Consider the following 11,072-nt stretch of genomic DNA (forward strand, 5'->3'; position numbering starts at 1 on the left):
TATTAAAATGTCTGAACGTATCATTCGGGGAATCGCCCGCGCCAAATGGGCAATCCTGATCGGCTGGCTGGTGATTACCGTCGCCTCCATGTTTGCACTGCCTGATCTTGCGGCCATTGTCCGTCAAACCGAGCAGAAATTTATTCCGGCCGATTCTGAATCCGTCGTAGCCAAGCAGCTCATGGAACAGATCAATCCGGAGACAACCACCAAATCCAGTGCGATCCTTGTCTATTCCCGCGAAGGCGGCATGACCGAGCAGGACCGCAGTTGGCTCAAAGCCAAAGCTGCCGAGCTTACGCTGCTGAGCGGCAAGGATGGCTTTAAGTCGGTACAGTCTGCTTACGAAACGCCGGAGCTTGCAGAGAAGTTCCGCAGCAAGGACGGTACGACCGAGATGCTTATCGTCGGGTTCACCCGTGCGGATAATGATACGCTCACCCAAGAAGCGGTAGATATACTAGCTGCTAAAGTAAAAGGTGCTCCGAACGGAAGTAAGGTAGAGCTCACGGGGAGTGCCCCAATCGGCAAAGATTTTCAACAGAGCTCTGAGGAAGGCTTGAAGAAAACGGAGCTGCTTACCGTCGCGCTCGTGCTCGTTATTCTTCTCCTAGTTTTCCGTTCCCCTGTCGCGCCGTTCATCCCGCTTATTACGATTGGCATTTCCTTAGTCATCACACGCGGGCTCGTAGCGCTGGCAACGGATTACGGGATGCCGGTTTCGTCCTTTACCGAATCCTTCCTAATCGCCGTCTTGTTCGGTGCGGGAACCGATTATTGTATCCTCCTTATCCAGCGCTTCCGTGAGGAGCTCAGTCATGACGGCGACAAAGTAGAAGCAATAGTCAGAACGATGCGGACCGTCGGCAAGACCGTTGCCTTCTCCGCAAGTACGGTATTCGTTGCGTTCTTCCTCATAGGCTTCGCCCAGTTCGGCCTTTACCAATCCGCCGTAGGCGTATCGATCGGCGTTGCCGTGACGCTTATCGCAGGACTTACATTGACCCCTGCATTATTGATGATCTTCGGCAAAGCTACCTTCTGGCCGAACAAAGTAGCGAGCGGACAGGGCCACGGCGAATCTAAGCTGTGGGGTGCAATGGCTGCTCTTGCCGCACGCAGACCAGTAGCCATTCTGGTTGTCACGGTATTGCTGCTTACGCCAATTACGTTCTTGTACCATGGCAAACGGTCCTTTGACGACTTAGCTGAGATTAATCCGCAGCTCGGCTCCGTGCAAGGCTTCCGTCAAGTGGAGCATGCCTTCGGTGCCGGAGAAGTATTCCCGCTGTCCATAGCGCTGCGATCGGATGAATCGATGCGCAATCCGGCTGCACTGGCCGCTCTCGAAACGGCAAGCGCGAATATAGCGAAGCTAAACGGCGTCAAAGAAGTGCGAAGCGCCGTAAGACCGCTCGGTGAACAGCTGGCGGACCTGACGGTTTCGAACCAACTGACGCGAACCTCCGACGCACTCAATAAAATGAAAGAGGGCGTCGATCAAGTAGCGGACGGCCTGCTTTCGGCCGACAGCTCCATTACGAGCGGGCAAGCCGATATTCAGAAGCTGACCGATGGCTTACGGACGATGGCATCCCGCACCAATGAAGCGCAGAGCGGGCTGAAGCAAATCTACGGCGGCATGCAGCAGGCGTCCCAAGGCGCCGGCCGGCTATCCGGCGGACTCAAGCAGAGCGTCGAGGTTTCGAGCTCCATGAGCAAAGATTTGCAGGCCTTGCTGAAGAAATATCCGGAGCTAAAGAATGAACCTGCCATGCAGCAGCTGCTAGGTAAGCAGCAAGGCCTTTCCGGAGGATTAAATGACCTCTATGCCGGTGCATCTAAGCTGTCGGCTAGCTTCACCCAACTGAATCCCGGCGTGAACAAGGTTGCGGACGGACTTGGCCAGCTGGCTGACGGCCAAAACCAAGCTGCCGACGGTACAGCGAGGCTCGGTAACGGACTTCAAGAGCTTACCGGCGGCTTGAAGGACGGCGCTGCAGGTCTTAGCGACATTTCGAAGGGGCTCACTTCCGTGAAGGATGCGCAAAGCACAATTGGGGACAGTCAAATTCCGGGCTGGAATCTGCCTCAGGAAGCACTCGACAGTCCCGAGCTGAAGCAAGCGCTCGATTACTATATCTCCACTGACGGGGAGACGGCTAAGATGGACATTGTCCTGTCGGTCAACCCGTATTCTCCTGAGGCGCTGACAACGGTTGATCAGATTCGAGACGCGCTGAACCATAGCTTCGAAGGAAGTGCCATCGAAGGAACGAAAGTATATGTATCCGGCACGTCGGCACAAATTTCGGAGCTGAAGGATATCTCGAAGAAAGACTTTACACGTACAGGGGCGTTTGTGTTAATCGGTATTTTCATCGTATTGATGATTCTGCTGCGTTCGATTCTAGCACCGCTTTATGTCCTGCTTTCTCTTGGCTTTAACTTCCTGGTCACCATGGGCATCGTCGAATTCATATTCGTTCAATTGCTTGGCAAGGAAGGCTTATCTTGGAGCGCTTCGTTCTTCGTCTTCCTCATTATCGTAGCGCTTGGCGTCGATTACAGCATCTTCCTCATGGCAAGGTTCAAGGAAGAATATCGACCGCGAGGCATTACGTATGCGATGACGAAGGCGATGTCGACGACAGGCGGCGTAATTATTTCCGCCGCGGTCATAATGGGCGGTACATTCGCCGCACTTATGATGTCCGGCGTGAATACGCTCCTGCAGATCGGTGCAGGCATCGTAATTGGACTGATTCTGTATGCGACCGTATTTATGGGTCTTGTCATTCCTGCTCTGGGAAATCTCTTCGGTGAAGCCAACTGGTGGCCATTCCGCCAGCGAACAGCTCCTCAAACCGAAGCGGCGAAGAACAAAGATGAAGGAAACAGCCCACGATACAAAGAGCAGACATCGGAATAATCGTTTACTAAAAAAGCTGTATCCGCTCCTTCTGGAGGTCGCGGATACAGCTTTTATGGTTTATATCGATGATTCTGCTACAGCACGTTTGGCCGCTTCATACGTATACGTAAACAACTCCATGAGCTCCATATGCTGCACATATTCGATCGCGCCTCTGGCTTCTTCGGAAATCGTCCCGCTCTCCTGCAGGGCAATCATGCTGGTTAGTGCCGGAGCCTGCCAGCGCACTTGGCGTTTCATCGTTTGCAGTGCGTCACGAATGGCACCTTCCTGCAAATCGCCTAGGATGACGCTGTTCTGCAGCCAATCCGCTACCCGTGTTTGCAAGCTCTCCATCGCCGGATGGGCGCCTGCATTGCTGAACCAGTAGTTCGCGTTGGAGAAATCACCCTCCATCCGGTGCATAATGCCATGCCAATAGCAGCCCGTCGGGTCATCTTCAATCTCTTGGGACTGTTCATGTGACGCGTCCAAGCTTTCGTTAAGCAAATGCAATCCGGCCTTCAGCGCGACGAGCGCGGGCAGCGCGGACTTGGGAGTTCCGGCGGAAATTAGAGGTAAAGCGGCTATTTCCTGATCGAGTGCAGCATCCCATACCCCTTTCGGAGACAGGGCTTGCATGGTTTGACGCGATTCCAATTGTTCGATGATTAGCGCTAATGATTTCTTCAAGCCGCATCCACTCCTTCAACAGTTCGTAACGCCAATCACTTCCATGAGTGGACTCTATTGTAATGGATGCCCTCCAAAAATTCAATGAGAATATGCCTATTTATCCATACGGCCCGCGCGGATGAAATCCGAGCAGACGAGTGAGCCGCGGATTATCTTTCGCTGCCTCAACCACATGCTGCGGCATCGTATAGGTAATGAACGGATAGAACCGCTGCGATACCCAGCGGCGGCCATAGGTCACCTGTTGGACCATCCGAATTCGGCTGCTTTCGTTGCGTGCGCCGCGATGCCAGGTCTGACCGTTGAAGATCAGCATATCGCCTTTCTTGGCGACAATCGAGACCGGTCCTTGACCGTTATATATTGGCGTTTCCTTCGGTGAGGCAGGATGCCTGCCGCTTCGGTGACTGCCCGGGACAAGCTGCGTCGGCCCCATGTCTTCTGTCACATCGGTTAGATAGTACATCGCAGTAAACATAAAGCAAGGCATCTGAATGCGCGGGTCCAGCTGGGCCTCCTCCGGAATAGGGAAAAATAGATCCTCGTCCACATGCCAGAAATCTATGCCGGTACCGGGTGTCGTGTACAGTCCGTTGTTGGAGAACATATGACAGTTTTTACCGAGCACCGCTTCAGCAAATGCCACTGTCCGCTCCTCATCGATCAGCTGCAGGAACAAATTATTTCGCTCAAACATTTTCGTGCGCAAGTTGGCGCCGTAGCCGTCAGGCTCCGTCTTCATAAATTCATGCTCGAACGCTTCCCGATACGTATCCACTCGCTCCTCGTCCAGCATATTTCTTATTACAGTGAACCCATTACGATAAAACTCCTCCAAATGGTCTTGCAAATCAAATGCCACTTGCTTGTGTGAAGCCGCATCCATACCGTTCCCTCCCCAAGTTCTTGTTCCTCATTCTCCAATTAAGACGGTTCTGCTATAGTAAACTTATTACACGATCGACTCCGCTCGATTGGGTAATTTAACGAGAAGGTTGGACTTTCTGACCACTTGGAGGGGCAGCGTATGGATCATTATGTGAACCAGCAGTTTATGGATAACCCTTCATTTCCGTTTCGGGCATTTCGTGCTCCGGTCACCGTGGATTATGAGCTGCATACCCATGATTTTGTCGAAATTATCTATGTGACTGAGGGCCAAGGCATTCATTTATTTCAAGATCAGCAGTTTCTCATTCGCGAAGGAGATATCTTCATCATCCATCGTCATGTCCCTCATGGCTACAAACGGTTGCCGGGCACGCCTCTTACCGTAAATAATATTATTTTCGACCCTTATTATTTCGAGCAGGAGCTCTCACATATGGCCGGTGTCACGGCATTTATCGATTTCTTCTACGTCGAGCCCTTTCTTAGGGAGAAAACACGCGATCAATCCGTGATGAATATCGGCAAGCTGGACCGAATGGAGGCGCTCGCCATCCTCGATCGGCTTGTATATGAAGATACGAATCGTGAATCCAACTATGAGCTAATGGTCAGAGCGCATATTATGCAGCTGTTTATCTATTTAAGCCGCTGCTATGAGCGTTCATTGAAGAAACCGATGACTGCGGCAAATGATGAAGGCGCGCTCATCCGGAATGTTTGCGATTTTACGAGGCGGCATTATGCGCAGCCGCTAAGTTTGCAGCAGCTCAGCTCCCTCTGTAACCTCAGCCAGACGACGTTCACCACCAAATTCAAGCAGCATATTGGCATGACCTTTATTGAGTTCCGCAACCATATTCGCCTGCAGGAAGCGAAGAAGCTGCTCGAAACGACTTCAGGCAAAATCATGTCCATTGCCCTTGAAGTAGGCTTCGAGGATTTAAGCTTCTTCAATCGGATGTTCAAACGGCAATTCGGCGTGACACCGAGCGAATACCGAACCGAGTATTGGCGGCAATCCTCTTAAAATCAAACAAGCTCCCGAGCCTCTAAGGGCCCGGGAGCTTGTCTATTCTTGTAGAACTTATTTGCTGTGCAGTACTTCAGGCGTAGTCAATTTATCATAGAAATCAACCGACTTGTCCTTGTCCTCGGAATTGCGAAGTGCCATTGCGGAACGAGGGTGCTCGTCCAACATACCTGTAATCATATAAGGAATAATATAGCCCCACTCTTCTTTTTCACGCAGCGTAATCATGTGCTTCTCGATCATATCCAGCACCGGACGTACATTGTACTTCGTGTTCTTCAGATGTGCGACAAGCAGTTCCGTTGGGCAGTTGCCTGCGGCGCGGCCCATTCCGTATACGGAAGCATCCAGGAACTCGACGCCTTTCTCAACGGAAACCAGCGTATTGGCGAAAGCAAGCTGCATATTGTTGTGCGTGTGTACGCCCAAACGCTTACTTGGCAGGTACTTCTGGAACTTGCTGACCAAGTAGTTGAAATCATTCGGATCCAAGCTGCCGTAAGAGTCAACCACGTATACGACGTCGACTACACTGGCTTCGATCAATTCAAAGGCTTCAAGCAGTTGGTTCTCCATAACATTGGAGAGTGCCATAATGTTAAGTGTTGTTTCGTAGCCGCGGGAGTTGAATACGTTAACCAGCTCCAGCGCCTTCGGTACGTCCTGAATGTAGCAGGCTACGCGGATCAAATCGAGCATGCTCTCTTCGCGTGGAAGAATATCGTTCTCATCTACCCGTCCGATATCGACAAGTGCAGAGAGCTTCGTATTCAGCTTCTGCGGGATGACTTTACGAAGGAAGTCGTCGTCCAGGAAGCGCCATGGACCAGCATCTTCAGCGCCCTTCAGCAGCTTTGGCGAGTTTTTGTACCCGATTTCCATATACTCGACGCCAGCTTCATTCAGCGAGTTGTACAGATGCTGAACGAACTCAACGCTGAAATCCCAGTTATTGACGAGTCCGCCGTCGCGGATCGTGCAGTCGACGATTTTACAATGACTTTTTTTTGAAGCATTCATAGCATTGTGTCTCCTTTTTAGCCAGATCTTGTCTTTTCTACTCATAATACTTGATATTGGCTATGAACGCAAAGTCATTTTTGTCAGAATTGCACTACTCTTCGGATTATATGGCGCGGAAGGATTTCCTCGTACTGACCATGATTTGATCCAGTTTATCGCTTAATTTCTCCAGCATTGCCGCCAGCTCCGACGATCTGGAAATAAGCTGATGCTGCTCATTGGAGCTGCCTGTGACCGTCTTGACACTGCCCGTTAATTCAGCGGACATGCGGGAGATTTCCTCAATATTGATGCTAAATTGCTGCGTGCTTGCCGACATTTGTTGGGAGGCCCCGGAAATATAATGAATTTGCTCTGCGACCGTTTTAATAGATCGCATAATGCGTTCGAAGGCTGCTCCCGCGTCACATACCGCCTGATTGCTTGACGAAACCTCCGTAATCACTTGATCCATGGATAGAATCGACGCGCGGTTATTGGCTTGAATATCTTGGACGAGTTCCGCAATTCGCATGGCCGATGCCGTCGTTTGCTCAGACAGCTTGCGTACCTCATTCGATACGACAGTAAACCCGCGGCCATGCTCGCCTGCCCTCGCCGCTTCGATTGCCGCATTCAGCGCCAGCAGACTGGTTTGGGAAGCGATGTCTGTAATTAAACTTGTAATATCATCTATTTCCTGCGAACGCTGACCGAGCAGCTTTACTTTGGTTGCGGACTCTTGAACGGCATTGCTCATCGATGTCATCTGCCGGACGGCCTTCTGAATGGCTTCATTCCCATTATCAGCCTCTGTCGCCACCTCATTCGAGAAATTAGAAACCGTAGCCGACGTTTCGGCGATGGTATGAATGTCGCGGAGCATCTCTCCGATCACCTTCTTGCCAGTTCGCGCGCCATTCTCCTGCAAATTCGCCGTAGCATCCACCAGCTGCATCGTTTGCACGATATCGCCTGCCAAGAGATTGAGCGTGGCCGCGTTGCAGCTAAGCTCCTTAGAGTTCATGAGCACCTGGTCCGAGGTTTCTGTCACATTCTCGATAATTTGTTTGACGGCTGCTTGAATTTTCTGTTGTTGAGCCGATTCCAGTGCATGGATGAACGCTCTGCGAGTCACGATCTGATAGGTAACGGCGCCGATAAACAAGATAACAAATACGATGTGAATGGAGACCATTGCCAGCGAGTAATCGCTGGTTCCGTAGACGAGTTCAGGGAAAAGCAGGAAGCCGAGTACGTGCTGAAGTGCGAAGATGACGGTGCTAACGAGAAGCATTGCGATGAGGTCGTAGTACAAAATAATGGCGAGTACCATAAAGATGGAGAAGTGGTATTCCACCATGCCGTTTCCGCCTGCGATGATGGAAATGCTGCTGAAGGTGAGCGACAGCGTCATGAGAAGCGGTACGGTCTGCTGCTCCTTCTGAAAACGCATGCATAATCCGGCAAGCAGTAAGAAAATAATCGGTAAAGCGAAGAACGTTTGATTCAGGTAGGAGTGAAGCATAGAGCCGTTCCTATCTGGGTGATGATCATGCTGCATGGACAAACCGAGCCAATCGAATGCGTGTACTAGTAACGATAAAAGCACAATGATTGTAGAAATGAAAAGCATGACACGGTTTTTCTCCCTAAGCATACAAAGAGCCTACCTCCCAATATTTGTATACATATAAAAAGAGTCCACCCGTGTAAGGATGGACTCCTTTTCACTCGGTAACCTGTCCACCATGGCATCTGTATCGATGCTTTAGGCCTAGGCTTTGCGTCCCAACATTTCCATTGGTTTGCCTTTGTCATATGAATAAGTAGTTGGATCTCTATAGTGATTATTAGGTTAACATGGTTAATTATAGGAGAGAAAATCCCTATTTGTACATAGCGTATTTTGTAAGGTTTTGTCGAATTTGTCAGATCATCTCTTCTGCTCTCACTACTTCGTCGAACTTGGCGGCTGTAATGAGCCCGCTTCGGATCGCAGCCTCGCGCAGCGTCAGGCCTTCCTTATGAGCAGCCTTCGCAATGGCCGCCGCATTCTCATAACCGATATGAGGATTAAGCGCCGTAACGAGCATCAGCGACTCGTTGAGATGCCGGGCGATTGCTTCCCGATTCGGCTCAATGCCAACCGCACAGTGCTCATCGAAGGAGCGGATCGCATCGCTGAGAATTCGGGTCGACTGCAGGAAGTTGTGAATAATGACAGGCTTGAACACATTCAGCTCGAAGTTCCCTTGGCTGGCCGCGAAGCCGATCGCCGCGTCATTGCCCATGATCTGACAGACGACCATGGTCAGCGCCTCACACTGCGTCGGGTTGACCTTCCCCGGCATGATGGAGCTGCCCGGCTCATTCTCCGGGATCCGAATCTCGCCAATCCCGCAGCGCGGACCGCTTGCGAGCCAGCGAACGTCGTTGGCAATCTTCATTAAATCGGCGGCGAGCGCTTTAATTGCGCCGTGCACGAAGACGATCTCGTCATGGCTCGTCAGTGCGTGAAATTTGTTCGGCGCACTTATGAATTGCTTGTCTGTGAGTCGGCTGATCTCCGCCGATACCTTCTCGCTAAAGCCCGGCGGGGCATTCAGTCCCGTGCCCACGGCTGTACCGCCGATCGCAAGCTCTCGCAGTTCTTCGCGGCTTGCTCTAATATTCCGTTCCCCTTTCTCCAGCATCCGGACCCAGCCGCTGATCTCCTGGCCAAGCGTGAGCGGTGTGGCATCCTGCAGATGGGTACGACCGATTTTGATCACATCCATGAAGCTAGCGCTCTTCTGTTCTAGGGTCGATTTGAGCTGCGCTATGGCCGGCAGGAGAAGGTCCTCTACGGCAATCAGCGCGGCGATATGCATAGCGGTGGGGAAGGTGTCGTTAGAGCTCTGCGAGCGGTTGACGTCGTCGTTGGGATGAACAGCCGCCGCATGCCCTTTCTCCTCCAGCAGCTGCGCCGAGCGCCTTGCGATCACTTCATTGACGTTCATATTGGACTGCGTGCCGCTCCCCGTCTGCCATACCGCAAGCGGAAACTCATCCTGCCACATGCCTTCTATAACCTCATCCGCTGCAACCGCTATAGCTTCCGCTTTAAGCAGATCCATCTTCCCCATGCTTCCATTCACCGTTGCTGCTGCTTTCTTCAGATAAGCAAATGCGGTAATTAACTCGCGCGGCATCTTCTCCGTACCGATTCTGAAATTGTGCAGACTTCGCTCCGTTTGTGCCCCCCACAGCCGGTGCGCCTCCACCTGTATCTCCCCCATGGAATCCTTTTCAATGCGAAAATCGCTCATCGCGACTACCTCCTCATACGAATGGTTTCATTGTATTGGCTTACTTTCTATATACCCAAAGTGAAATGGTGTTTCTTCTATTTCTATGAAAGAAGCGATGCATCTACGAGCATGCATCGCTTCTTTCCCATGATTTCCTATTTGCCATCCTGTAATACAGCTTCTCCGGCTAAAACTGACTCCGCAGCTCCGGCGGCAGCTCCCGGCTCTTGCGCGTGTTCGAATCCATCGTCACACTAGTCACGACCGCGTCCCCGCACAGCTCGCCCTTTTCGTTTACGATCTCTTGTTTGAGTACATAGCTGCTTCGCCCAGCCCGCTCCGGCATTGTCGTAACGGTCAGCCGATCCCCTTGCCTGCACTCCTTCCGGTAGTTGATATTGATGTTGACCGTTACGGTCTGAACGCCCATAGCGAGTAACACATCATAGTGCAAGCCTGCCTGCTCATACCATGCTTCACGCCCCCATTCGAGGTATTCCAAGTACTTGGCATTGTTCACATGCCCGTTCACATCGATTTCCGTTGAACGGACGATAAGCTCCAGCTTCGCTTGCATCGATCCTCACACTCCACCTTTATCGCGGCCGGCTTTTACAGTATCAGCCCTAGTTGCCTTCATGTTAGCTGTCGATTGTATGTATGTCAAAGTGTTAGAGCTTGGCGTTCCGACGTAACTAACAACTTAATGGCAACATTCTACCCCGATCCCCCGCCGAACCGTTCCACAAAAATGAGTGCCCTCGTGTGATGGATGCTGAGAGTTCGAAAAACGAACTCTCAGTGCCGAAAACTCGCCGATCTGCAGCTGAAAGTCGAGAAATCGAACTCTCAGCTTTCTAACAACCTTACTGCTTTCCTGCCAGACGTATGAGAGAGCGGCACAGTGTACATATGAGACTCCGAAAACTCTGCGCCGGGATTCTAACGAATCCTGTGAGCCTTATTTCGGTTAGAAATGCTCTATTTGGCTATATTCCCCTCAAATAAGACCTTCACGATTCGTTAGAATTAAATAGTGGCGATTTTCGAGCAAATAAGGCTCTCACGATTCGTTAGCCGTATCACCGACAACAATCAGCATAGTTGGTGTTGGTGTTGGTGTTGGTAATGGTGTTGGTGTTGGTGTTGGTGTTGGTGTTGGTGTTGGTGTTGGTGTTGGTGTTGGTGTTGGTGTTGGTGTTGGTGTTGGTGTTGGTGTTGGTGTTGGTGTTGGTGTTGGTGTTGG

Annotated in this window: 8 protein-coding genes and 1 riboswitch; of the genes, 2 read left to right on the forward strand and 6 right to left on the reverse strand. The window is 51.2% G+C overall.

Features of this window, described 5'->3' with window-relative positions:
- Nucleotides 1-7 precede the first annotated feature (7 nt).
- Nucleotides 8-2,932: an efflux RND transporter permease subunit gene (locus AC50Y3_RS27630; protein ID WP_494821926.1), complete on the forward strand. Its 2,925-nt coding sequence runs from the start codon at nucleotides 8-10 to the stop codon at nucleotides 2,930-2,932.
- Nucleotides 2,933-2,992: 60 nt separating this feature from the next.
- Here the strand turns inward: AC50Y3_RS27630 and AC50Y3_RS27635 are convergent, their stop codons facing one another.
- Nucleotides 2,993-3,607 carry a hypothetical protein gene (locus AC50Y3_RS27635; RefSeq protein WP_494821927.1) on the reverse strand — a complete coding sequence of 205 codons (615 nt, stop codon included), beginning with the start codon at nucleotides 3,605-3,607 and terminating at the stop codon, nucleotides 2,993-2,995.
- A gap of 100 nt (nucleotides 3,608-3,707) precedes the next feature.
- Nucleotides 3,708-4,496 carry a phytanoyl-CoA dioxygenase family protein gene (locus tag AC50Y3_RS27640; protein ID WP_494821928.1) on the reverse strand — a complete coding sequence of 263 codons (789 nt, stop codon included), beginning with the start codon at nucleotides 4,494-4,496 and terminating at the stop codon, nucleotides 3,708-3,710.
- A 141-nt stretch (nucleotides 4,497-4,637) separates the two neighbouring features.
- On the opposite strand from AC50Y3_RS27640, the gene AC50Y3_RS27645 reads away from it, so the two are divergent.
- Nucleotides 4,638-5,528 carry a helix-turn-helix domain-containing protein gene (locus tag AC50Y3_RS27645; RefSeq protein WP_494821929.1) on the forward strand — a complete coding sequence of 297 codons (891 nt, stop codon included), beginning with the start codon at nucleotides 4,638-4,640 and terminating at the stop codon, nucleotides 5,526-5,528.
- A gap of 57 nt (nucleotides 5,529-5,585) precedes the next feature.
- On the opposite strand, the gene AC50Y3_RS27650 is transcribed toward AC50Y3_RS27645, so the two are convergent.
- From AC50Y3_RS27650 to AC50Y3_RS27665, 4 genes are all read right to left on the reverse strand, one after another.
- Complete coding sequence (locus tag AC50Y3_RS27650; protein WP_494821930.1) at nucleotides 5,586-6,551, reverse strand: aldolase catalytic domain-containing protein; 966 nt, start codon at nucleotides 6,549-6,551, stop codon at nucleotides 5,586-5,588.
- Nucleotides 6,552-6,657: 106 nt separating this feature from the next.
- Nucleotides 6,658-8,193: a methyl-accepting chemotaxis protein gene (locus AC50Y3_RS27655; RefSeq protein WP_494821931.1), complete on the reverse strand. Its 1,536-nt coding sequence runs from the start codon at nucleotides 8,191-8,193 to the stop codon at nucleotides 6,658-6,660.
- Nucleotides 8,194-8,266: 73 nt separating this feature from the next.
- A riboswitch (cyclic di-GMP riboswitch) is annotated at nucleotides 8,267-8,356 on the reverse strand.
- Nucleotides 8,357-8,464: 108 nt separating this feature from the next.
- Nucleotides 8,465-9,844 carry a class II fumarate hydratase gene (gene fumC / locus AC50Y3_RS27660; RefSeq protein WP_494821932.1) on the reverse strand — a complete coding sequence of 460 codons (1,380 nt, stop codon included), beginning with the start codon at nucleotides 9,842-9,844 and terminating at the stop codon, nucleotides 8,465-8,467.
- A 169-nt stretch (nucleotides 9,845-10,013) separates the two neighbouring features.
- The gene (locus AC50Y3_RS27665) at nucleotides 10,014-10,403 is read right to left on the reverse strand and encodes an acyl-CoA thioesterase (protein WP_494821933.1); all 390 of its coding nucleotides are present in this window, start codon (nucleotides 10,401-10,403) and stop codon (nucleotides 10,014-10,016) included.
- Between the last annotated feature and the right edge of the window lie 669 nt (nucleotides 10,404-11,072).

It is taken from the genome of Paenibacillus sp. J22R98 (genome assembly GCF_059383835.1).

Coding starts and splice junctions, on each gene's coding strand:
- AC50Y3_RS27630 (WP_494821926.1), top strand. CDS start 8: ATGTCTGAACGTATCATTCGGGGAATCGCCCGCGCCAAATGGGCAATC.
- AC50Y3_RS27640 (WP_494821928.1), bottom strand. CDS start 4,496: ATGGATGCGGCTTCACACAAGCAAGTGGCATTTGATTTGCAAGACCAT.
- AC50Y3_RS27645 (WP_494821929.1), top strand. CDS start 4,638: ATGGATCATTATGTGAACCAGCAGTTTATGGATAACCCTTCATTTCCG.
- AC50Y3_RS27650 (WP_494821930.1), bottom strand. CDS start 6,551: ATGAATGCTTCAAAAAAAAGTCATTGTAAAATCGTCGACTGCACGATC.
- AC50Y3_RS27655 (WP_494821931.1), bottom strand. CDS start 8,193: ATGCTTAGGGAGAAAAACCGTGTCATGCTTTTCATTTCTACAATCATT.
- fumC (WP_494821932.1), bottom strand. CDS start 9,844: ATGAGCGATTTTCGCATTGAAAAGGATTCCATGGGGGAGATACAGGTG.
- AC50Y3_RS27665 (WP_494821933.1), bottom strand. CDS start 10,403: ATGCAAGCGAAGCTGGAGCTTATCGTCCGTTCAACGGAAATCGATGTG.